Below are 23943 nucleotides of genomic sequence, written 5' to 3'. Positions count from 1 at the left end.
CATGATGTCATTATTGCAACAAGCAGTGAGCCAGAAGCTGCTGCGTCCTTTGGATGTGCAATTTGCTTATGCGATGATCGAGGATGAAAATCCGCTGTTACTGTTGATTACGGCACTGTTAAGTGCTGAATCAGGCGCGGGGCATGTCTGTTTGCCGCTGGAGCGGATTGCGCCGAAATATTTTTTTGACGGCCGGCAACCGGAATTAGCAGCATCGCTTTGGTCTTTGGTCGGGGAACCCGGTCAAGCGCAGATTCTGGCGGTCTTGCAGGCCAGCCCGGCGGTGAGTGCGGGGGAATCTCCGGCACCGATGATCCTGACTCATCAGAGGGAAACGGGTTACCGCCTCTATTTACAACGCATGTGGCAAAGTGAACGGCGGGTGGCGGATTTTTTTGCTGCGGTGGCGTTGACTGAGGCTTTTGACCCAACCGCTCATGATCAAACTGCCCTTGATGAAATCCAGTTACGTCGCATCCTGGATGATCTTTTTGGTGTCACTGCTGGTGGGGAAATCGATTGGCAGAAAGTGGCGGCGGCAGTGGCGGTCACCCGCCGTATTTCGGTGATCTCTGGCGGGCCGGGAACCGGAAAAACCACGACAGTGGCTAAATTATTGGCTGCCCTGATTAAATTGCATGAAGGGAAAAAATTAACGATTCAATTGGCGGCACCCACCGGCAAGGCGGCGGCAAGGTTGACTGAATCGCTGAGGGAAGCGGTCAAAAAACTGGATTTGACGCCAGAACAGTGGCGCAGCATTCCAGAACAGGCGCAAACTCTTCATCGCTTATTGGGGGCACAACCGGATAGCCAGAAATTGCGTTATGGTCGTGATAATCCACTCTCCCTGGATATTTTGATCATCGATGAAGCCTCAATGGTGGATTTACCGATGATGGCTCACTTGATTGAGGCTTTGCCGTCGCAGGCGAAAGTGATTTTCTTGGGGGATAAAGACCAGCTTGCCTCGGTTGAAGCCGGAGCGGTATTGGGGGATATTTGTCGTTTCGCTGAACAGGGTTATAGCGCCGAACGTGCTGAACAGTTGGGGCGATTGACCGGGTGCCCGTTAACCGCTTATTCCACCTCAATTTCCGGTGAAAATGCGCCAGCCGTGCGGGATTGCCTGTGCCTGTTGCGCAAAAGCTATCGTTTCAACTCTGCGTCTGGTATTGGGCAATTGGCCTCTGCGGTGAATCAGGGGGATCGCGCGGGAGTCGCAGCGGTGCTGAATCACTCTTTTCCTGATGTCACTTTTTATCCCCTTGCAGAGGATGCAGATTATCAACGCCTGTTGGCGGAAACCGCTGCGGGGTATTACCCCTATTTGGCGATGGTCAATGAACGGGCAGCAGAAAAAACCATTTTGGCGGAGTTTAACCGTTTTCGCTTGTTGTGCGCGTTAAGGGAAGGCCCGTTTGGTGTGACGGGGATGAATCAGCGGGTGGAACAATTACTGCACCGGCAAGGCATGATTACGCTGCCCAAAAATGTGGAGAGCCGGGGTTATGTCGGGCGTCCGATTATGATATTGCGTAATGACAGTACGCTTGGGCTGTTTAACGGCGATATCGGGATTATGCTCAACAATCAGAATAATGAGCTGAAAGCCTATTTCCAGTTGTCTGATGGGCAGATTAAAGGCTTCCAGCCAAGCCGATTACCTCAACATGAGACGGCGTATGTGATGACGGTGCATAAATCTCAAGGGTCGGAATTTGAGCATACGGCCTTGGTCTTACCGACCCAATACTCACCGATAATCAGTCGGGAATTGGTCTATACCGCACTGACGCGGGCGCGGGAAAAATTAACGATTTATGCCCATAAGCCCGTGTTGGATAAGGCTGTGGCGACAACAACACAACGGCGAAGCGGGCTGGCCGAGTGGCTCAACCCGCAATAAAAAAGCGCAGAGTCTAAGGCTAATAAGCCTATAAATTCAGCATCAAGATCTTGGAACGGCGCTGGTAGTTATACAGCGCCTGTTTTTCCACGGGCAACATCTCTATTTCTGCGGGTTCAAAACCTTTCTCTTGAAACCAGTGAATACTGCGTGTTGTGAGCACAAAAAGTTTTTCCAGTCCGCCCTGTTTAGCCTGGTTGGAAATGGCATTGAGCAATATTTCCCCGCGAGAAGAGCTTCGGTAATCTGGGTGCACCGCAACGCAGGCCATTTCCCCGATTTTTTCATCAGGATAGGCATACAGTGCAGCACAGGCAATAGTGACATTATCAAGCTCTATCAGGGTGAAGTTATCAATTTCCATTTCCAGTTGTTCACGTGAACGGCGCACCAAAATGCCTTGTTGTTCCAGTGGGCGAATCAGCGCCAGAATGCCACCGATATCATTGATATTGGCACGGCGTATCTGTTCAGAACGCTCCATTACGATTTGCGTGCCGATGCCTTCGCGGGAAAATAACTCTTGCACCAATGAACCATTTTCTTGATAGCTGATCAAATGGCTGCGACGAACACCACGGCGGCAGGCTTTGATCGCTCCCCTTAAAAAACGCACGGTGCCTGAATGATAATCCCCGGCATTTTCCAATGCGTGCAGATGAACTTCGCCTTCATTGGGAAACATCTCTGATAACGTATTGCCTTCAACGTCAAGCACGCCCTGAGATGAACAAAACCCAATGAATTTTTCAGCTTTTAATTTGATCGCCAATTGAGTGGCAATTTCTTCGGAAGTGAGATTGAAACTTTCTCCTGTCACAGAAACCGCAACCGGCCCAATCAGCACGATAGTATCATTATCCAATTGTTGGTTGATCGCTTTCTCATCAATCCGGCGGACTCTGCCACTATGGCAATAATCGATGCCGTCATCAATTCCCAGAGGTTGGGCGATAACAAAATTTCCGCTGACAACATTGATATTGGCGCCTTGTAATGGTGTATTGTTCAAGCTCATGGAAAGACGCGCCGTAATCTCCAGTTGCAATAGGCCGGCTGCCTGTTTGACTAAATCCAGTGTCTTGGCATCGGTGACTCTGGTGTGTTTATGGTAAACCGATGGGTAGTGATGTTCGGCAATATTTTGTTCAATTTGTGGCCGCGCGCCATAAACGACGATTAAACGAATACCCAGATGATGCAGTAATCCAATATCGTTAACAATATTGGCGAAATTATCATGGGCGATGGCTTCACCGCCGAGCATAATGACAAAGGTTTTACCCCGATGTGCATTGATATACGGCACCGAGTGACGGAAGACTTCAACCAATTCGATACTGCGCTCTTTCATGAAACCCTCTCCGGATGAATATTTATTCGTATTTTTTGTATTTTTATTGTTTTTACAGGGAAATGGCAAGGGGAAATATGGATAAAAATAACGTTATTATTTATATTGGTATAAATAAACTAAATGACTTTGCAACACCGTAGATCACTTTCTTACCCCTCGCGTCGAGAGGAGTAGGGAAGTCCCATAAATTGAGTGTATCGCTATTATGGGAATTTATTGAGGGGATCAAAAAGCACATTTTTTGATGACAGATGTTCGCTAATTAATTAGAGTCTCCCCCCGCCGAACATTATGTTTGGCAAAAATTACTGCGTTTCGTTGTTTTTAAATGGAATAACCGATGAGTCATTCAGGCCATAATGCTTCACGTCGTCACCTACTGAAAGGTGCAGCCGCTGTATGGTTGTTAAGTATCAGCCCGATAGGTCATGCAGCGGCTGCAAAAGTCATTGCTGTGCGTATTTGGCCCGCATCAAGCTATACCAGAGTGACGCTGGAGTCTAATATTCCACTTAAATATCGTCAGTTTTCGCTTACGAACCCTAATCGTATTGTTATTGATTTACAGGGTATCCAGCTTAATAGCATTTTGAGCAGCATGGGGACGCAGGTTCAGCGGCGTGATCCGTATTTAAAATTGGTGCGAGCCGGGCAATTTAACCCTAAAACGGTGCGCTTAGTGTTTGAAATCAAAAAACCGGTCGCTCCGCATATTTTTACCTTACCGCCAATTGCTAAGTTTAAGCACCGTTTGGTACTCGATTTGTATCCCAAAAAGGCCGTTAATGCGGCTGATGATCCTTTACTGGCTCTGCTTGAAGAGTACAACAGTGGGGATTTGGAACAGCATTTGCCGGTGGAAACACGCAAACCGGGCAAGGCAGGTAAAGACCGGCCGATTGTGATTATGCTCGATCCCGGTCATGGCGGTGAAGATTCCGGGGCGATTGGAAAACATAAAACCCGTGAAAAAGATATCGTGTTGCAAATTGCCCGTCGTCTACAGGCGCTTATCAAGCGTGAGCCGGGCATGAAAGTTTACATGACGCGTAATGAAGATGTGTTTATTCCTTTGACGGTGAGAGTGGCGAAAGCCCGTAAAATGCGGGCGGATCTCTTTGTTTCTATTCATGCCGATGCCTTTACCAATCGTTCTGCACGGGGATCGTCCGTGTTTGCGCTTTCAACGAAGGGCGCGACCAGTAATAGCGCCCGTTTTCTCGCTCAGACTCAAAACGAAGCTGACTTGATTGGTGGCGTCAGCAAAAGTGGCGATAAATATTTGGATCATACCATGTTGGATTTGGTTCAAACGGCGACGATCAATGATAGCCTGAAATTCGGTAACGAAGTGCTCAAGCGAATGGGCAAAATCAATAAACTGCATAAAAATAGCGTCGATCAGGCGGGATTTGCGGTATTGAAAGCCCCCGATATTCCTTCCATTTTGGTAGAAACGGCCTTTATCAGTAACTTGGAAGAAGAGCGCAAACTGAAAACCGCAAAATTCCAGCAACAAGTGGCGGAATCTATTTTTGCCGGCATTAAGGCGTATTTCAAAAATGGGGCAGAATTGGCGCGGCGGTGAAATATCCGCCTTGGGTGATAAACAGGCGGTAAATAATATTGAAGTGCGAATTTAAAAATCAGTGGGAATTAGGTTATAAGACAAGTGGGGATCAAATAATAATCTGGAAAATAAGGATCAGGATAAATATTGAAGGGATAAGATAAGAAAGTAAGATTGGTTGCGGGGGCCGGATTTGAACCGACGACCTTCGGGTTATGAGCCCGACGAGCTACCAGGCTGCTCCACCCCGCGTCCGTCTAACTGCAAACTTGATTATCAATCGAACTGGTTGCGGGGGCCGGATTTGAACCGACGACCTTCGGGTTATGAGCCCGACGAGCTACCAGGCTGCTCCACCCCGCGTCCGATGTCGGCACACTATACGCTGGAACGAAGCAGTTGCAAGTTTTTTTATTGATATTTACTAAATTTGTTTGTTTTTTGGTTTTAAAATAGCCTGATTGTTTTGTTTTTACCCAATTTGCTTGGTCGAAACGGTAAGCTATTTTCTCTAACCATTTTCTCTAACTACATTTTATTATTTATGCGTGTTTGGTATTGTTCGTGATCCGAATAAGTGAAAGAGAGATAAGGCATTAGTATGAGAGTTTGGGGTAAATATCTTTTAGTTGGATGTGTCATTTCGTTATTAGCGGGATGTCATTTTCGGCCCACTGATCAGGCGCAGCAGTATAAGGATGGGCGGATTACCCAAAACCTCCAATTGGTTAATACCCCTAATGCCGAAGGTTCTCCGGTGAATGCCAAAGATTTTGTCACTCAGGTTAACTATATCAGCGAATCTTCCCCCCGTCTTTACAGCAATAACCGTGAACTTTTTGCTGCGATTGAGAGCTGGATGCTGTCCGGTGGTGATACCCGTGACCTGAATGGGTTCGGTTTGCAGGCTTACCAGATGGAAGGTGAAGATAACTACGGCAACGTGAAATTTACCGGTTATTACACGCCGGTTTTGCAGGCACGGCATACCCGGCAAGGGGAGTTTAAATATCCGTTGTATCGTATACCGGCTCATTCACGTTCCCGCTTGCCAAGTCGCGCCGCGATATACCGCGGTGCCCTGAACCCGAAATTTATTATCGGATACAGTAATTCTCTGATGGATAATTTCATGATGGAAGTGCAGGGGAGCGGTTATGTTGATTTTGGCGATGGACGTCCGTTAACCTTTTTCGGCTATGGGGGGAAAAATGGCCATCCCTACCGCAGTATTGGCAAGGTGCTGATCGACCGTGGCGAAGTGCCGAGTGGGAAAATGTCCATGAAAGCGATCCGTCAGTGGGGCGAACAGCACAGTGAAGCCGAAGTGAAAGAACTGCTGGAGCAAAATCCTTCATTTGTTTTCTTTAAACCTGAACCCCACACCCTCGTCAGAGGAGCCAGTGCGGTGCCTCTGGTTGCCAAAGCGTCGGTCGCGTCTGACAAATCATTAATCCCGCCCGGAACCGCGTTGCTGGCGGAAGTGCCTGTGCTGAATGAGATGGGCAAATTTACCGGCCAGTACCGGATGCGTCTGATGGTGGCGCTGGATGTGGGTGGTGCGATTAAAGGGCATCATTTCGATATTTATCACGGTGTTGGCGAGAAAGCGGGAGAAATGGCGGGTTTTTATAACCACTATGGCCGGGTTTGGGTATTGAAGAAAGCCTCATCTGGTTTTTTGGCGGCAAACCAGTAAGATCTCCCCAATTTAAACCATCAATCGATAACCTATCTCAATAGGGATAGGTTTTATGCGGTATTTATTTTTATGTGGGATTTTAGCCATGCAAGTTTCTCTCTCTGATGCCTATCTTCAGCGCTTCGCGGGTACGGCTCGATTATATGGTCAAAAAGCGCTTTCATTATTTGCCCGCTCACATGTTTGTGTGGTGGGCATTGGCGGAGTGGGGTCATGGGCGGCAGAAGCGCTGGCGCGTACAGGGATCGGAGCGATTACGCTGATTGATATGGATGATGTTTGTATCACCAACACCAACCGCCAGTTGCATACCTTGGTACAGAATGTGGGCTTGCCAAAAACGGACGTTATCGCCCAGCGGATACGCGCGATCAATCCTGAGTGCCAAGTCACCTGCGTTGATGATTTTGTCACCCCGGATAATGTGGCGGCATTGATATCCACCGATTTCAGTTATGTGATTGATGCCATTGATAGCGTGCGACCCAAGGCGGCGCTGCTGGCCTATTGCCGTCGCTATAAGATCCCGGTTGTGACGACGGGCGGAGCCGGTGGGCAGCTTGATCCTACCCAGATTCAGGTGGTGGATTTGGCGAAAACGGTGCAAGATCCCTTGGCGGCGAAATTGAAAGAGCGCTTAAAATCGGATTATCGCGTCGTGAAAAACGGCAAGGGCAAATTGGGCATTGACTGTGTTTTTTCCACCGAACAGTTAGTTTACCCGCAATCTGACGGTACAGTTTGTGCAGCCAAGGGCACGGCGGAAGGGTCTAAACGCATGGATTGTGCTTCCGGTTTTGGTGCCGCAACGATGGTCACGGCGACCTTTGGCTTTGTTGCTGTCTCCCACGCATTGAAAAAGATGGTGGCAAAAGCGGAACGGGAAAGTACGCAGTAACGCACTTAACGGATGTCGGTGCCAGCGATTTCCTGAAGCGTATTGATCAGGGATTTCACCCCATTGAGCCTTGAGCCACTGAGTTGTTGTTCAAGGCCAAGTTGCTGGAATAGCCCGGTTAAAGGTGTTTGCAACACCTGTTCTGGGGTTTTGCCCTCCACGGCAGTCAGCAGGATTGCCAATAATCCTTTGACAATCCGGCCTTCGCTATCACCATAAAAATGCAACCGGCCGTCTGCCAGCCGTTGATACCCCAGCCAAACCCGATTTTCACAACCGGATCTTTCGATATTGGGCTGTTTTAGCTCATCCGCCAACGGCGGCAGCTTTCTGGCCAGACCGATGAGCTGCCGATAACGATCTTCCCACAATTGGCATTGCTGAAAGTTTTCAATAAGTTGTTGCTCCGTGATTTCGGTGCCAAAAGGATGCGGAGCAAGGAGAGTGTCTGTGCGTTGTGTCATGGGGTGTTTATCTTGTTGTGTGTTTGTTGCTGATTATCCTTGGATAAGATTTGAGAATCATAGCAGTTATACTTTTAAACGAAAGTTATTGATACGGAAAATGACAATGCAAGGAAGGGTGAATAGCTATCATCATTATAATGTGTTGGAGTTTTCATCGAATTAATTTCCCTTAAGGTCGTGGAAAAAACAACCTTTTCGGAAGAAGTGTGATTTAAATCTAATTTTCATTGAAATAATAAATTTTAGATTTTTCCTCTCAATCAAACACAGTTTCAAAATAAAACAAAAGGGGATCTCCGAAGAGGCCGAAGAATGGCTTCTGGCAGGAAAATAAAAGCCGGATGAATCTAAGAAGATAAATTTAGTATATCAATTTGTTTTTTTATTAGGGTGCTATCTGAAATTTAAATTAGGTAATTATCTGATTTTATTTAAGAATAGAGATTAATCACAATTTTACTGGCGATCTTTTATTCACGCTGGAATAGATAAGTATTACTGTTATATCCTGTTTAATTGATGCTGTAATGAGCATCCATTGAAAATCAGATGACAGGAGACAGGAATGTCCAATCTTATTTACTTGTCGTTAAAGGGCAAGAAACAAGGCTTAATCTCGGCGGGCTGTTCAACCCCCGAATCTATCGGTAACCGCTATCAGGCCGGGCGGGAAGATGAAATACAGGTATTACACCTCAGCCATATGATGACACGTGATCAGAATGTTAATCATCTCCCGGTCAGCTTTACCAAACCCATTGATAAATCTTCCCCGTTGCTGGGGTTGGCGATAGACAAGAACGAGTTGCTGGATGCCCTTTTTAAGTGTTACCGCGTAAACCTTGCCGGACAGTTGGAATTTTTTTATGAGATCAAACTGACAGGCGCAACCATTGTTGATTTTTCCTGTCACTACCCGCATTCGATAGATGACAATGACCAGATCCCGTATGAAACGGTGCAGCTTGATTATAAGTCGATCTCATTCACGCATCGCGCGGCAGGGACAACAGGCTATGCGATATCGCAGTTGCAGGGGCGTGAAGAAGAAAGGCCGCTTTTATCCGGGTTCTCGAATGTTAAGCCGTTAATTGAAGAAACTCCGGTAAAACAATCTAAATACCATGCCCGCTATCGTTGTACAGATGACGAAGGCAACCTTTTAATTCAGCGTAAATATCGGGTTTGCCTGCCGGATGGTCAGATAAAAGAAGGCGTGACAGATAAGCAGGGTTTTACCCAATGGCATCTCACTGATGACAAAAAGAACCTGAGTTTTCATATTTTAAAGGATTAATACCATGCCGACCTATACCGTTCAGACAAAGATCGAATCCAATGTTCCTGCGGAAAACCTGCTTTACGATTTAACCATTTATCGTCAGGATGCAAAAGGCAATTTCCATATATTACTCGATGTTTTTCGGGAGAAACTACAGAGTAATTATGCAACACAACAGCATGTCACGCAGGTAACAGATGACTCTCTTTCCGTGATTTATATTATGCAAATGATGCTTTACCGTAAGCATGGTTCAAATACAATTCAGGCATTGCAAGCCCCGTTTAAAAAGATGTATACACTTGGTGAGTTTGTATCAGGTAAAGCTTGCTCGGATAAAAAACGGGAGAATGCCTGTTATTTTGAAAGTACGATTGAAACAAAACCTGTCAGCGATGGGGATAATACCGTTGAACTAAAGATTACTATTCCTGAAAGACCTTTTATTGCTAAAGAATATCCAGTTGGTCACCCACACGATCCGTTTGAAAAACGTAAAATTGAATCACAAATTCAGGATAGGTTGTCTAAAAGAACTTATCCGGATCAAAATGGAGCAAGTTTATGTGGCCCTGCTGCTTTTTTTTATTGCCTGCAAATAGACAGACCGGATATTTATGAGCAAGCTGCCCGCGAATTATGGAAATATGGCAAAACTAAAATTGGTCAACTGGAAATTAAACCGGGTGAGGGTTGCCGACATCCTAAAGGTACTTTTTATAATCAATATGGTGAAAGAATATCTGGGTTAGATTGGTTGACATTGGCAAGCTTAAGAGATTCAGAAAATATGATTATGAGTTATGATGAGGTTGATGATGAAGTGGCTGGTATTACAATGTGGGGAAAATTGACAGAATGGTTTGAAAAAGCGGGTTATGAAAAAGTGTTTAGTAATATTAGTTTAATGCATAGTAATAAAGAGGGTATCGAAGAACTGAATAATTATATTGAACAAGGTTATCATGTGGTTTCTTTAATTTCTGCTGGCATGTTAAAGAATATGAAAGAAACATCTGGAAAAAACCACTGGATTGTTTGGAAAGATAAAGTAAAAAAACATGAAAACAATGTTGATATTACATTGTTTTCATGGGGAGAGGTTAAGCCGTGGGTAAAAATAAATACTTCGTACGATTATTTTATTGAACATACTTTTGGAGGGTTGGTTTTTAAACCAATGAAATAAAAATGAGAAAAATAATATTGTTACTTTTTATTATTTTTACATCATCATGTAGCTCAACATCGGTATCTGTTTATCCCGAAGGAAACTATCTGCCGGATGCCACTGTAGGCAAGGAATATCATGTTTCTATTCTTATAGAAGGCGGTGGTGTATATTCCAAAACACCAATTATTATAGAACCACCTGATTCAGGAATCAAATGGAGTCCTCATAAAGAGAAATTTACACTTGATGGCAAGGAAAAAATATCAAACAATTACAACAAATTAATGATAATCGGCAAACCATCAAAAGTAGGGGAGATACATATCTCAGTAGGAGGAGGAGTTAGAGGAACAATGTTTTCAGGAAGCAGGGAGTTTAATAAAACCTACATAATAAAAGTCAAAGAATAGTAAGTTTAGCAGAATGGCGGTTTATACCGTCATTTTAAATGAAAATCTTTGTAAATATTCCGTCCTCATGTTTTCGCAAGTTTAGCCTCTGAATGTCAGGGGCTTTTTTATCATTTTTCACGATGTTAAATAGTGTCTTAAGCAGAATAACCAACCATAAAACACCATAAAAAAGCAACTTGAATTACGCCAGCAAAAAGCCGATTTAGCTACCCAGATGCGCACCCTGCTTACCAAAGCCGAAAACGAAAAGTGTTCACTCAATGCCGATGAAGCCAAACAGTTCGACGAACTGCGTCACTATATCGTGACCGGAGAGACCCGCGCCTTGTCTACGGGCGTGCTGTCCGAGGGTGGCTATACCGTTATTCCCAAACTGAACAAACAAATCATGCAGCAACTTACCTGTGAATCGGTCATGCGCCGGATACCCAAGCCGACAAAACCCGCGCTTTCGGCACCCTGCAAAAGCTGGAAGTTGTCAGCCTTGAGGCCGATAGCCTGATTGATCTTAAGTTCCTGCTCAGGAACAAGTACCGCAAGAATGCCGTATGAGGGATGAGGTACAAAAGCCAGTCACCATCACTCCCCCAACAACGACAGCGCAAACGTAACGGCGCTGATCAATCTGTCCGCATCTTGCTGGTTGTTATAAGGCATAAACGAAGCGCGCAGGCAGCCGCTGATCCCAAGGGCGTCCAGCAAGGGTTGGGCGCAGTGTTGGCCGGAACGCAGGGAGATATTTTGTTCTGCAATTAGCGTGGCTAAGTCACTGTGGTGTATTCCGGCGATATTGAAGGCCAGCAAGCTGGAACCCGCCGCCCGGTAACTGGTAAAACCTGCCAGCTTGCTGAGTTGTTGTTCGGTGTAATCCGTCAGGGCAATGGCATGGGATTCAGCCAGCGGGATATCAAGGGCTTTCAGCCATTCCAGGGTTGCGGCAAAGCCGACCACTCCGGCAACGTTGGGGGTTCCTGCCTCAAAACGATAAGGGACGGCTTCCGGTGTGAAACCGTCAAATGAGACATGGGTCAGCATCTTGCCGCCGCCGTGCCACGGAGACATCGCATTCAGACATTCACTTTTGCCATACAATACCCCCACGCCATTTGGCCCATACAGTTTATGGGCGGAGAAGGCGTAAAAATCGATATCCAGTTGCTGCACATTGACAGGCGCGTGCATGATACCTTGGGCACCATCGACCAGAACGCGGCAATCATATTGATGGGCCAGTGCCGTGACTTGCGCCAAATCGACGGCGGTGCCCGTCACGTTAGACATTTGGCTGATGGCGACCAAGCGGCTGTTTTGATTCAGCAGGTTTGCGAGGGTCGCGATTTCTGGCTGGCGTTGATTGCCAAGCGGCCATTTAACGATTTTAGCACCCGTCTGTTCAGCCAGAATCAGCCACGGCAGCAGGTTAGCATGGTGTTCCTGCTCGCTGACAATGATTTCATCGCCAACATGCAGGCGAGGGCGAAAGTAGCTTTGGGCGACCAGATTGATCGACTCCGTTGTCCCTTTCGTCCAGATGATATTTTCCGGCAGTGGCGCATGGATCAGTTCCGCCGCCAGTGAACGAGCTTGCTCATAACGGGCAGTGATGGCCTGCGCGGTGGCATGTTGGCTGCGATGTACGGTTGCACTGTGGTTTTGGTAATAGTGTTCAGTTGCTTCAATCATACATGCCGGCTTTAATGCTGTGGCTGCACTGTCCAGAAATGTGGTGGATTGTTGCAGGGCGGGAAATTGCTGGCGGAATTTTGCGGAGTCAAAAGCTTTCATAAACGGCGCTAATTTAATCGTTGTGTAATAAAGAATAAGTTTTTCTTTCACTCTTTTCTTTAACCAAGAGAAGCGGAATTTTACAGGAGAACGTCAGGAAAAAAAGCACCGCAATTGCGGTGCATAAAAAAATCACTATGGACAGACAGGGTAAATGTACAGGAAGTGAAAAAAAACAGTAGCTTAAGCTACAAAGTCTGGTTTTCCAGACAACTTGCAAACACAACATCACAACCACAAAGCCAAAAGTTTCAGTGTATCGCTACAAAGAGACTTTTCGTTCCGGCTTAGGAAGTGCGCACACTATAGGGATTTGCTGGTATATCATCAATGGACAAATTATAATGATTCGGATTATAAAAACTAATATCTGAATGAAAAGAGTTACCGGTATCGTCACTATCACATAAGAAACGAACATGTCTAAACGTTTGCCTCCACTCAATGCGTTACGCGTTTTTGATGCCGCCGCCCGTCATTTAAGTTTTACTAAAGCGGCAGAAGAATTATTTGTGACTCAGGCCGCCGTGAGTCACCAAATGAAAAGTCTGGAAGATTTTCTGGGATTGAAACTTTTTCGTCGCCGTAACCGGTCGCTGTTGTTAACGGAAGATGGGCAAAGTTACTATCTCGATATCAAGGAAATTTTTACCGCCATCAATGATGCGACCCGTAAACTTCAGGCGCGCAGTGCCAAGGGTGCGCTAACGGTCAGCTTATCCCCCAGTTTTGCCATTCAGTGGCTGGTGCCCCGGCTTTCTGGTTTTAACCAGAGTTTTCCGGGGATTGATGTCCGCATTCAGGCGGTGGATCGGGAAGAAGATAAACTGGCCGATGATGTCGATGTCGCGATTTTTTATGGCCGGGGCAATTGGCCGGGGTTGCGAACGGATCGCCTGTATCCGGAATACCTGTTGCCGGTTTGTTCTCCTTCACTGTTGACGGGAGATCGTCCGTTGAAAACCCCCTCCGATCTCGCCAGGCATACGTTGTTGCACGATTCATCGCGGCGGGATTGGCAAGCCTATATCCGCCAGCTTGATATGCAGCAGCAAATCAATGTGCAGCAAGGGCCGATATTCAGCCACAGCGCGATGGTGATCCAGGCGGCCGTGCACGGTCAAGGCGTGGCTCTGGCGAATAATGTGATGGCACAGAATGAAATTGATGCGGGGCGGCTGGTTTGCCCATTCAATGATGTTTTGGTCAGTAAGAACGCATTTTATTTGGTTTGTCACGATAATCAGGCAGAATTGGGCAAGATCGCCGCCTTCCGGAAATGGATACTGACTCAAGCGGCGACGGAGCAAGAAAGGTTAGGGTTTATCACCCAACACCCTTAATGGCTATCGCCAATAGCTGATAAACAGGAGCTGTGTGATGAGCAGTCGAATCATGCTGATTTTGGTTGGGATCAGTGGCTTTTTCTACGTGGCATTGGGCGCGATGGGGGCACATCTGTTGGCACCTGTCCTGACGCTGCGTCAGATGGAATGGATACATACCGGCCTGCAATATCAAGGGCTGCATACCCTCGCCATGATGGCGCTGGCCGCTTTATCGATGCGCCAGCCCGTCGCGCCATGGGGTTGGAGTGGGATTTTTTTCGCAGCAGGGATCGTGCTGTTTAGCGGCAGTCTTTATTGTCTGGCCTTTTTACCGCTAAAATTTCTGGTTTATTTGACGCCAATCGGTGGGTTCAGTTTTCTCATCGGTTGGTTATGTGTATTAATTGGCGCTCTGCGTCTAAGGAAATCGGCGCCCAGCCATGAATAAAGTTGTTTTATATTGCCGCCCGGGTTTTGAAAAAGAGTGCGCGGCAGAGATTACCGATAAAGCGGGTAAAAAAGAAGTTTACGGTTTTGCCCGTGTGAAAGAGAACAGCGGCTATGTGCTGTTTGAGTGTTATCAGCCGGATGATGCGGATCGCCTGATCCGTGAAATTCCGTTCAGTGAATTGATTTTTGCCCGTCAAATGTTGGTGGTGGGCGAATTGCTGAAAAATTTGCCGCAGGAAGATCGCATTACGCCGATTACCGGTATGTTGATGGGGGTCGTTGAACGGGCGGGCGAGCTGCGTGTAGAAGTGCCGGATACCAATGAAGGCAAGGAGTTGATGAAATTTTGCCGTAAGTTTACGGTTCCGCTGCGTAATGCCCTGCGGCAGGAAAAACTGTTGCTGGCGAAGGAAAGTCACAATCGCCCTGTGATCCATGTCTTTTTTATCGCACCGGGTTGCTGCTATGTCGGGTATTCCTACAGCAACAATAACTCCCGTTTTTATATGGGCATTCCTCGACTGAAATTCCCTTCCGATGCGCCAAGCCGTTCAACATTGAAACTGGAAGAAGCCTTTCATGTTTTCATTCCTTATGACGAATGGGAAGAGCGGCTGGACAGTGGCCTTCATGCCGTGGATCTCGGTGCTTGTCCGGGCGGATGGACTTACCAGCTCGTGAAACGCAGTATGCTGGTTCATGCGGTAGATAACGGGCCGATGGCGGATAGCCTGATGGATACCGGGCAAGTGAAGCATCACCGCGCAGATGGCTTTAAATTTGAGCCGCCGGTGAAAAACATTTACTGGCTGGTGTGTGATATGGTTGAAAAACCCGCCAAGGTTGCCCAACTGATGACGGATTGGCTGGTGCAAAGCTGGTGTCGTGAGGCGATCTTCAATCTTAAGTTGCCGATGAAAAAGCGTTATGAGGAAGTGGCGCATATTTTGCAAAAAATAGAACAGCAATTGAAAGAAAATGGTGTGAATGCGCAGATTCAGGCGAAACACCTGTACCACGATCGTGAAGAGATCACTGTACATGTTCGTCGTATCTGGTCTCTTTATGCCACCGAGCGGGATTATTGAGTCTCCTTGATTGCTAAGAAATAAGAATGCTGCCTTGTTGGCAGCATTATTCTCAACTTAAAACCTCTCCCGCAAAATTTATCGATAAATAATACCACCATCAGTAATAATTGATTGCCCTGTAATATAGTCAGAATCGTTACTAGAAAGAAAAGCAACTAACGCTGCAACATCATCTGGAGTTTGCGCTCTTCCTAATGCAATTTCATCGATAAATTTTTTATATGTTGTGCCTTTTGGGGCCCCTGTAATCTCTGAAAAACGCTCGTCAATCTCTATCCACATATCAGTTCCCACAATTCCTGGGCAATACGCATTTATAGTAATGCCGAAACTGGCATATTCTTTGGCAGCAGCTTGAGTTAGTGCTCTAACTGCGAATTTAGTCGCAGAATAGACGCCTAGCATGGCAAATCCGTCATAGGCAGCAATAGAAGCTGCATTAATTATTTTTCCTTTTTTATTTGATTTCTTAAACTGTTTGGCAGCAGCTTGAATCCCCCAAATGACCCCACCAATATTAACATCTAATATTTTATTTAAATCTTCGGGTAGTACATCTGCTATTTTTTTTACTTGAGATACGCCCGCATTATTAATCATTACATCAAGGCCTCCTAATTTATCAGCTGTATATTCAACAGCCTGATATACTTCATTCCTTTGACTAATGTCGGAAACTATAATTTCCGATTTACAACCTAATTTATCAACTTCTTCTTTGACTTTTTTTAGTTCATCTACATTCAGGTCAACAAGAGAAAGGTGGCATCCTTCTCTGGCTAATCTTAATGCAATGCCTCGTCCTATACCACGAGCTGCTCCCGTAATTAAAACTATCTTTCCTTTCAAATTTTTCATATATACTCCAGATTGTTTCACAATAAAATTTAATGGTTGCCATTGTTTATTAATGGAGATAAGTACCTGTTGTGAAAGTATAGCATTCATTATGTCATAATAGTTATTCTGAAAAATAAATTTTCAATAATTATTATATAACGTATATTCTAATCTATCACCAATTGAATGCTATTAAAATTAACGTATAATTTATATTATTGTGATGTTTTTAAATTATGATATAGTCATTCCTCCATCGACTATAATAGTTTGTCCAGTAATATATTTTGCTTCATTTGATGCTAGAAAACAAACTGTGTAACCAATATCTTCAGGAGTTCCCAATCTGCATGTTGGTATTTCATTTCTAAACTGTTTTAAATAATCGTCACCGAATTCTTGCAATCCTTCGGTTAATATATAGCCAGGCATAATGGCATTAATGGTTATGTTTTTTTCTGCATATTCGAGAGCTGCACTTCTCATAAAGCCCAATTGTCCTGCTTTACTCGCACTATAATGACTAGAACCTGAAATACCCAATTTCTCTCCCGTAATTGATGAAGTAATAATGATTCTTCCATTATTTTGTTTTTCCATGACGTTTAGGGCTGATTGCACTAAAAAAAATGTTCCTTTAAGATTGATGTTTAGGACATAGTCCCAATCTTCAACAGTCATTTTTTTTATATGATGTTGTGGAAAAATCCCTGCATTTGAACACAAAATATCTAGTCGACTATATTTTTTTACAATATGGTCGACAGCATTTTTGCACGCAATTTGGTTAGATACATCAAGTGGAATGAAATCAACTTCAAGCTCTTCTGCTACTTTTTGTCCATTGATACTATTAATTCCAGAAATAATAGGAATTGCACCTGATTTTTTTAACACTTTTGCGATTCCTTTCCCTATACCTTTTGTTCCCCCTGAAATAAGAGCTATTTTTCCTGTTAAATTAAACATAATAGTCCCCTTTAGAATATTATGGTGGGTTTGATAAAATTTAAATTATTTCCCAAGTATATCGATTGAAAATATATTTGTTAATGATGGCGAGTGATTTTTAAATGAAATTTAAATCCTTTGAAAACAGAAAATCAAATATTAATTTACATTGGAAATGAGTTTTTCATAAAGCAGCGTTAAGTTAAAAGACTTAATGCTGCTTTTAAACTAACATAACAACGTTGTTATATTTTCTAAATATTCATTTTGTCTTCGATGCTTTCAGTAGATGCCAGGAAATAAAGACTACTATTATAGTTAATATTGATGTTAACCAACTAGTAGTATTAATGGCGTTTGTAAAAGAATATGAGGCTGATTCAATTAATTGGCGCCCCTGACTTTCTGTCAGTGAATCTGCGACTACATAAGCTCCAGCTAAAGTTTCTAAAGCTAATCCTGTTTGTTCTAGAGAAACTCCATCTGGCAATGTCAAGTTTAAACGATAAAAAGCGGTGATTAATCCCCCTAAAATTGTTGTTCCAAGAACTACACCAACCTCGTAAGCTGTTTCACTGATTGCCGATGCTGCTCCGGCTTTGGAAGAAGGCACAGATGAAAGAACTAAGTCATTAGAAACTGAAGCGATTGCACCTACGCCTATGTTCAATAATGCAAAAGCGATAACTATTGAAGTTAAATAACTACCTATACAGGCAATTAAGAAAAATGCAGAACCCGCTAGTGCCAACAAAACGGGTACTAGCCAATATGTAGGGACTCTTTGTGCAACAGGTACAATTAAAATTCCAACAAAAATTGCAAGAATTTGACCAGGAACTAGAGCAAGACTGGCAGATATTGGTTTCATATCAAGCACAATTTGTAAAAATTGAGTAGCAAAAAATACAAAGCCAATCAGTAAACCTAAACTGAGTAAATTAACTATGATTGAACCAGTAAATACGCCATTACTAAATAGAGATATATCCATCAAAGGAGTTAATAACTTTTTTTGTCGACGGACAAAAAGAACTCCAGCAATAAAACCAATGATAAATTCTAAAACTACACTGATTTCGAATCCATTACTCGCTAACTGTTTAATCGCATACACAATTCCAGTCATTGCTATTATTGATAATAAAATGCTATAGACATCGATAATTCCCGTATTCTTTTTATCAGATTCAGGTAATAGAATAGTACCAAAAATTAATAAAGGTATTAATACAGGTACTGCTAATAAGAAAATTGAATTCCAATCAAAATATTGTAACAAAATACCGCCCACAACAGGACCAAGAGCAGAACCGACAGTTAATGTTGTTGCCCAAATTGCGACAGCTAAACGACGTTGTTCACGATTTTTAAAAAGAGAACTGATTAATGCTAAAGTTGATGGCATCAACATTGCACCGAAAAAACCAAGTGCAGCTCTCCCTATAATCAATTGCTCTGGGGATGTAGACAATGCTGTCAAAACTGAAACAACTGTGAATCCCAATGAACCAAATAATAATAAAAAACGGTGGCCAATACGATCACCAATGCTCCCCATAGAAACTAAAAGTCCTGCTAATACCAATGCATAAGCGTCAATTATCCATAATTGTTGGTTTGCACTTGGTTCCAGTGCACTTGCTATCTTTGGCAAAGCGAAACCTAAAATAGTATTGTCTACTGTGACTAATAAAACAGGTAGCATTAATATCAATAATCCTAGCCAATTACGAAGTCCCGCTTGCTCATTGGTTTTGGTAGTGCCACTAAATGACATCACTTTCACTCCTTCTTACTTATCTTCATTTAAAATTTGAAAAATGTGTTGACAATCAGTATAGCTAGTATAGAGCCATTCCCCTAATTTTAGTTTAATTTCATCTAAGGAATGATTAAATTCTACCTTATCTCCAGACTGAACCATTGAATCTAACAAAGATAATTCATCTAATATATTTTTACGAATTTCTACAGCCATATAATTTTCATATTGAATATCCCAATAAATTTCCTTTGGATTAACCAAGAGTCTTGACAATAAAGCTAACATTGTACGCATTGGAGGTGGGGTGATATTATATAACACATTTATATCAATTGAATTCGCTTTTAATGCCAAACCAAATGCTAGTATAAGTGCATGGGGTAACACTTGACATAGCGCCATGACTTTATCATGCTCTTTTGGTCGCATTTTAGTAATACGCATTTGAAACTTTGTCAATACTAATTCAATCCAGCCATGTTCATTATGCATATCTTCGATAATTAAAATTACGGGACGATTCTTCTCCTGTAGGGAGGGAGAAAACATGGGGTTAATACCAATAAAAGGTTGTTGAGGAGAAATAGTTTTTAATGAAGAGTAAAAAGGTTCTTGAACAGAGCAAGTTGACACTATCAATACATTATCGTTGATAGCTGATAAAACCCATGGCAATGCTTTAATTGCAACTGTTTCAGGTAACGTAAATATTATTACATCTGCTTCATTGAATATTTCATCAATATTTGAAATAGGATCTAATAAGTCTATTTGGGAATAAGATGTATAATTTCCTGAAAGTTGTTTATCTATTCCATGTACAGTATGACCAGAAGTAGAAAAAATACGTCCCAAAAAAGAACCTATAGCACCGTTACTACCTAGAATGACTATTTTAAGGTTATTCACATATTCCCCTTAATATCACTAAAACAAAAGTGTGGCACACTAGCTTTAACCAATGTTTCTTCGAACTCTCCATAAGGATCAGAATCAGCGACAATAGCACCGCCTATACCAAATTCTGCACATTTACCGCGTAATACTGCTGTACGTATAATAATGCTTAATTCTACTTCGCCGCTAAAAGAGAACCATCCAAGAGCTCCGGAATAAATTCCTCTAGCTGAAGATTCTAAAGAATCGATAATTTCCATTGTACGCTTCTTCGGTGCTCCAGTCATTGAACCTCCAGGAAAGCAGGCACGAACAGCTTCCATTACAGGCATATTATCTCTCAATTGACCACGTATTGTTGAAACTAATTGATGGACAGAAGAAAAACTTTCAATTTTGAATAGTTCAGGAACATGTACACTTCCCGGGGTACATACATGATTGAGGTCATGACGTACAAGATCAACAATCATTAAATTTTCAGCTCTATCTTTTTTAGAATTATTCAAATTATTCCATAGTAATTGATCTTCACTTTTTGTTCTTCCTCTTGCCCTTGTTCCTTTTATAGGTCTAGACTCAATATTTCTAGCGGAATCAATAGATAAAAACGTTTCAGGAGAAGCACTTAGTATATAAAAGTCACCGCATGATAAATATGCACCATAAGGAACAGGGCTTATATGACGCATTCTTTTATAAGCATAAAAAGGTGGATAGGTATAACTCATTTTTGCTCTGTTAGTTAAGCATACTTCATAAGATTCTCCATCTTTAATATACTGAAGTGTTTTTTCTATTTTATTTATATATTTTTCTTGAGAGTCTTTAAGGTCTATTTTATTGTATTCTACAGGCCCAGGAGAAAAGTTAGGGATGTTTTTCCTTATTTCTTTATTGTGTATAGGGATGTTTTTTGTTGACCATTTTGGAATATCTCCATAAGGTAGCAAAATACATTCGTAAATCTTTTCTGTAAAATGATCGAAAACAAAAAAATGGGGAGTGAATATCAATAAAAAATCTGGGTATTCTGAGTTGTGTTTTTTTTCTCCTATTGTTAGTGATTTTAGTTCATACCCTAGATAACCAATAAATCCTCCTTTGAATCCAAAAGGAAGTTCTTTAGGTGAAGATATTTCAATTTTTTCTAATAAAATAGATAATTGTGAAAAAAAATCACCTTGAATACAGGTTTCACCATCTGGGCCGATCATATTTAATGTTTCTGTTTGAACGCCGTACCGTATAATAATGGATTGCGAAGAATCATTACCACCCATTATTGAAAATCGAGATTTTGGATTATCGGATTTTTCACTGTCAAGCCAGAAGGCGTAATTTTCACCACCATAATTATGCATAAAAAATAGTTCAGGATCTATTTTTGTTTCATATTCACGGGCATTTAAAGTATAATGAGTTTTACCTCCTATTAGTAAATAGGAGTCAATTACTGAACAAGGGTTTTTTTCCCTTTTTTCATTATATTTTTTGGCTATTTCAATAAAGTTTTTCAGTATTTCATGTCCATATTCAGAATAAATGGATTCAGGATGAAATTGGACTCCAAAAATAGGTTTTGTTTTGTGTTCCACTGCCATGACTAAACCATCATCAGTCCAAGCTGAACATTTTAAATCATCTGGTAAGTTATTGCATATTAAAGAGTGGTACCTGACAACTTCAAAACGTTTAGGTAAGTTGTAAAACAAACCATCTTTTGTATGATTTATTCTGTCGCGATAGCCATGCACTGGTTTAGGTGCATGGTTTACAGAACCACCAAAGGATAAAACAATTCCTTGATGACCAAGACAAATCCCTAACAAAGGAATATTAGAATTTTGAATTACTTTAGAGCAAACCCCAAAATCATTGAATACAGATGGATGACCAGGGCCTGGTGAAATAACTACTGCATCATAGTTATTTATAAATAACTCGTCATAAGATACAGAGTTAGCCACTACAGCGGGTTCCACGCCAGTAACTTCGTATAAGTATTGAGCGATATTTTGTGTAAAAGAGTCGTAATTATCAATAAGTAGTATTTTCATCTTTATTTATCTTTATTTTTTAAAAAGTTTTCTATCAAGATACTTTCTTGATAACATGTTTCCTTAATAATTAAATCAAATATTGATTTTGTATACTCTTCTCTTAACTTGAATTCTTGAGATCTTTCTTTTAAATGCCTTTTCATAATGCTGAGACTCTGATATTTCTGATTCCTTTCAACGTCTTTTTTCCTGACGCCGTTTTTAAAAAAATTTTCACATTTTTAATCAGTTGCCACATAAATTGGCAACCATGATTACGGGTAACCGTTTCATGTAACGATTGCCATAACCGCTCTATTTTGTTCAACCAGGGCGAATAAACCGGAAGGAATAAAAGTGTCACGCTTGGATTCTGTCGTAACCACGCTTTTACTGACTTACTTTTATGAATAATGTAGTTGTCTAAAATCACGGTGAGCGTTTCTGCGTGACGATATTGGCGTTTTAATTCTTCTAACGTATTGATAAATAATTGAGCGCTTTTCTTCATGTAACCCGTAAAAACAATTTTGTTGGTCCGGACATCAAGACAACCCGCAACGTAGTATTTTTGATTTTTACCCGGCGTATTAATGCGTTTTTGCTGGCCTTTAAAATACCAGCCCGCCCCGATTTTCGGGTTCAAGTGAATATCCACTTCATCTTCATAAACAACAGGATGTTTCTCTGACGCCCGGGAAAGCGCTTCGGTAATGCGGGCCATTTTTTCTTCATATTCCGGATCGGGTAACTTGACTGTCGGGGCCGCTCTTCTCCAGACAATCCCTTGTTGACGGAAATAACGGTAAAGCGTGCTCATTGAAAGGGTGATATTAAGTAACCTTTTGATTAAAAATACAAAAAAGGCCAGGCTCCATCGGGAACCGAGATAACCGAACTGTTGGGGAGAATGTTCCAATAGATAAGACAGAAAAGGCCAAAGTGGGGTTAAATGCCATCGGGTATGGCGGCCTGCCGGTAAACTGAGTAACCCCATCCATCCCAGCTCCCTAAACCGCTTAATCCAGCGCCAGACAGAAGACTCAGCGCAACACAGTTTATCGGCCACTTGGGAGACCGGCTCTCCTTGGCATAACCAGAGTATGCCCATGATCCGGCGGGCATAATTTTTATCTGTGGTTTTTTGAACGACTTTTTTCATCTGGCGCCGTTCATTTCGGGAGGTTGGTGGTAAGATAAGCATAACTCAGTCCTTCCTTTTGCGGTTTCTTTTATTGCAATCAAGACATTCGCAAAAATAGGACTGAGTTTCTTTGAGACTCCTACCATTTTGGCAAGCCATTTAATAGTTTCATTAGTGAATTTATGCGTTGAGGTTGCATCATTGGAATATTTTTTTTTGCTTTTATTTCCGCTATTTTCATGCAGATACTCATGCGCTCAGAAAGAAGAGTAAGGATTTTAGCATTAATAATATCTAATGAATCCCTATATGGTTGTAATATATTTTGATGGTTTGTCTTCTTGGATTCGCATAGTAAGTGCAATTTCTAAGAAAGGCGGTCAGTTGCGTATAGGCCATAGTGCATTTTCCTTTGGCGAGAAAGATGCCTACTATAGCAACTGACCGCCTTTCTTAGAAATTGCACTTACTATGCGAATCCAAGGTACACCAAGATGAACATTACTGGTAGATGTAAAAACAACAACTGAATTCCCTCTGTAAATCTCTGATAACAATTCTTCTAATTGTTGTAGATATTGTGGGCGCATAGCTCCACGAGATGATGATAGATGAATTCCAGTTTTGCTCATTGCTTGTTTAGCTGCTTCTATTAAAGCGGGGTGGTTTTCTAAACCTAAATAAGAGCACGAAACAAATTCAGTAAAAGTTTTACCTTTATCTGTTGTGATTTTTTTGTCAATACGCTTCGTTACTGTGAAACCAGTTAAATCTTCTTTAATAGCTTGATTCAAAATGCCAGTTGTACGTGATTTACGTATTGTCATCCAATCTTGTTCATTTCTCTGATTCATTTGTGTTACTCCTGTAATTTG

20 protein-coding genes, 2 tRNA genes and 2 pseudogenes are annotated in these 23943 nt (G+C 42.4%); 11 read left to right on the top strand and 13 right to left on the bottom strand.

The window, feature by feature from the left end; genetic code table 11:
* Window position 1 precedes the first annotated feature (1 nt).
* Window positions 2-1909 carry an exodeoxyribonuclease V subunit alpha gene (gene recD / locus XDD1_RS15510; protein WP_197541039.1) on the top strand — a complete coding sequence of 636 codons (1908 nt, stop codon included), beginning with the start codon at window positions 2-4 and terminating at the stop codon, window positions 1907-1909.
* Window positions 1910-1937: 28 nt separating this feature from the next.
* On the opposite strand, the gene argA is transcribed toward recD, so the two are convergent.
* Window positions 1938-3263: an amino-acid N-acetyltransferase gene (argA, locus tag XDD1_RS15505; protein ID WP_045972576.1), complete on the bottom strand. Its 1326-nt coding sequence runs from the start codon at window positions 3261-3263 to the stop codon at window positions 1938-1940.
* A gap of 343 nt (window positions 3264-3606) precedes the next feature.
* Here argA and amiC point away from each other — a divergent pair, with 343 nt between their 5' ends.
* On the top strand, window positions 3607-4854 hold the full coding sequence (gene amiC / locus XDD1_RS15500) for an N-acetylmuramoyl-L-alanine amidase AmiC (protein WP_045972574.1): 1248 nt from the start codon (window positions 3607-3609) through the stop codon (window positions 4852-4854).
* Window positions 4855-5011: 157 nt separating this feature from the next.
* On the opposite strand, the gene XDD1_RS15495 is transcribed toward amiC, so the two are convergent.
* Both XDD1_RS15495 and XDD1_RS15490 read right to left on the bottom strand, forming a co-directional pair.
* A tRNA-Met gene (locus XDD1_RS15495) sits at window positions 5012-5088 on the bottom strand.
* 34 nt (window positions 5089-5122) lie between these two features.
* A tRNA-Met gene (locus XDD1_RS15490) sits at window positions 5123-5199 on the bottom strand.
* 238 nt (window positions 5200-5437) lie between these two features.
* Here XDD1_RS15490 and mltA point away from each other — a divergent pair.
* Entirely contained in the window at window positions 5438-6535 is a 1098-nt protein-coding gene (mltA, locus tag XDD1_RS15485) for a murein transglycosylase A (protein WP_045972572.1), read from the top strand.
* A gap of 88 nt (window positions 6536-6623) precedes the next feature.
* On the top strand, window positions 6624-7436 hold the full coding sequence (gene tcdA / locus XDD1_RS15480; protein ID WP_045973709.1) for a tRNA cyclic N6-threonylcarbamoyladenosine(37) synthase TcdA: 813 nt from the start codon (window positions 6624-6626) through the stop codon (window positions 7434-7436).
* Window positions 7437-7441: 5 nt separating this feature from the next.
* Here the strand turns inward: tcdA and csdE are convergent, their stop codons facing one another.
* Complete coding sequence (gene csdE, locus XDD1_RS15475; protein ID WP_045972570.1) at window positions 7442-7900, bottom strand: cysteine desulfurase sulfur acceptor subunit CsdE; 459 nt, start codon at window positions 7898-7900, stop codon at window positions 7442-7444.
* A gap of 568 nt (window positions 7901-8468) precedes the next feature.
* Here csdE and XDD1_RS20310 point away from each other — a divergent pair.
* From XDD1_RS20310 to XDD1_RS15455, 4 genes and pseudogenes are all read left to right on the top strand, one after another.
* Window positions 8469-8927: pseudogene (locus XDD1_RS20310) on the top strand (Hcp family type VI secretion system effector); the annotation flags it as partial.
* A 277-nt stretch (window positions 8928-9204) separates the two neighbouring features.
* Entirely contained in the window at window positions 9205-10374 is a 1170-nt protein-coding gene (locus XDD1_RS15465) for a hypothetical protein (protein WP_045972568.1), read from the top strand.
* 2 nt (window positions 10375-10376) lie between these two features.
* Window positions 10377-10769: a hypothetical protein gene (locus XDD1_RS15460; protein ID WP_045972566.1), complete on the top strand. Its 393-nt coding sequence runs from the start codon at window positions 10377-10379 to the stop codon at window positions 10767-10769.
* A gap of 166 nt (window positions 10770-10935) precedes the next feature.
* Window positions 10936-11199, top strand: a pseudogene (locus tag XDD1_RS15455) (phage major capsid protein); the annotation flags it as partial.
* 152 nt (window positions 11200-11351) lie between these two features.
* Here the strand turns inward: XDD1_RS15455 and csdA are convergent.
* Window positions 11352-12557 carry a cysteine desulfurase CsdA gene (csdA, locus tag XDD1_RS15450; protein WP_045973704.1) on the bottom strand — a complete coding sequence of 402 codons (1206 nt, stop codon included), beginning with the start codon at window positions 12555-12557 and terminating at the stop codon, window positions 11352-11354.
* Window positions 12558-12976: 419 nt separating this feature from the next.
* Here csdA and XDD1_RS15445 point away from each other — a divergent pair, with 419 nt between their 5' ends.
* From XDD1_RS15445 to rlmM, 3 genes are read left to right on the top strand one after another with little or no spacing between them, the layout of a single operon-like run.
* On the top strand, window positions 12977-13900 hold the full coding sequence (locus tag XDD1_RS15445) for a transcriptional regulator GcvA (RefSeq protein ID WP_045972562.1): 924 nt from the start codon (window positions 12977-12979) through the stop codon (window positions 13898-13900).
* Between the two features lie 37 nt (window positions 13901-13937).
* The gene (locus tag XDD1_RS15440) at window positions 13938-14333 is read left to right on the top strand and encodes a DUF423 domain-containing protein (protein ID WP_045972560.1); all 396 of its coding nucleotides are present in this window, start codon (window positions 13938-13940) and stop codon (window positions 14331-14333) included.
* Entirely contained in the window at window positions 14326-15423 is a 1098-nt protein-coding gene (rlmM, locus tag XDD1_RS15435; protein ID WP_045972558.1) for a 23S rRNA (cytidine(2498)-2'-O)-methyltransferase RlmM, read from the top strand. Before XDD1_RS15440 ends, rlmM begins: the two co-directional genes overlap by 8 nt.
* A gap of 78 nt (window positions 15424-15501) precedes the next feature.
* On the opposite strand, the gene XDD1_RS15430 is transcribed toward rlmM, so the two are convergent.
* From XDD1_RS15430 to XDD1_RS15395, 8 genes are all read right to left on the bottom strand, one after another.
* The gene (locus XDD1_RS15430) at window positions 15502-16284 is read right to left on the bottom strand and encodes an acetoin reductase (RefSeq protein ID WP_045973702.1); all 783 of its coding nucleotides are present in this window, start codon (window positions 16282-16284) and stop codon (window positions 15502-15504) included.
* Window positions 16285-16500: 216 nt separating this feature from the next.
* The gene (locus XDD1_RS15425) at window positions 16501-17235 is read right to left on the bottom strand and encodes an SDR family NAD(P)-dependent oxidoreductase (RefSeq protein ID WP_045972556.1); all 735 of its coding nucleotides are present in this window, start codon (window positions 17233-17235) and stop codon (window positions 16501-16503) included.
* Between the two features lie 244 nt (window positions 17236-17479).
* Complete coding sequence (locus XDD1_RS15420) at window positions 17480-18997, bottom strand: MFS transporter (protein WP_045972554.1); 1518 nt, start codon at window positions 18995-18997, stop codon at window positions 17480-17482.
* Window positions 18998-19012: 15 nt separating this feature from the next.
* Window positions 19013-19894, bottom strand: coding sequence for a prephenate dehydrogenase dimerization domain-containing protein (locus XDD1_RS15415; protein WP_045972552.1), 882 nt, complete (start codon window positions 19892-19894; stop codon window positions 19013-19015).
* The gene (gene pabB / locus XDD1_RS15410; protein WP_045972550.1) at window positions 19891-21942 is read right to left on the bottom strand and encodes an aminodeoxychorismate synthase component I; all 2052 of its coding nucleotides are present in this window, start codon (window positions 21940-21942) and stop codon (window positions 19891-19893) included. The genes XDD1_RS15415 and pabB overlap by 4 nt, the downstream gene beginning before the upstream one ends.
* A gap of 142 nt (window positions 21943-22084) precedes the next feature.
* The gene (locus XDD1_RS15405; protein WP_045970159.1) at window positions 22085-23128 is read right to left on the bottom strand and encodes an IS630 family transposase; all 1044 of its coding nucleotides are present in this window, start codon (window positions 23126-23128) and stop codon (window positions 22085-22087) included.
* 79 nt (window positions 23129-23207) lie between these two features.
* Entirely contained in the window at window positions 23208-23321 is a 114-nt protein-coding gene (locus tag XDD1_RS20100; protein WP_231854419.1) for a chorismate mutase family protein, read from the bottom strand.
* A gap of 178 nt (window positions 23322-23499) precedes the next feature.
* Window positions 23500-23922, bottom strand: coding sequence for a PLP-dependent aminotransferase family protein (locus XDD1_RS15395; RefSeq protein WP_045972548.1), 423 nt, complete (start codon window positions 23920-23922; stop codon window positions 23500-23502).
* Window positions 23923-23943 lie beyond the last annotated feature (21 nt).

The sequence above is a fragment of the Xenorhabdus doucetiae genome (assembly GCF_000968195.1).
GTDB classification, from domain to species: domain Bacteria; phylum Pseudomonadota; class Gammaproteobacteria; order Enterobacterales; family Enterobacteriaceae; genus Xenorhabdus; species Xenorhabdus doucetiae.
This window is presented reverse-complemented; position numbering and strand designations above follow the sequence as displayed.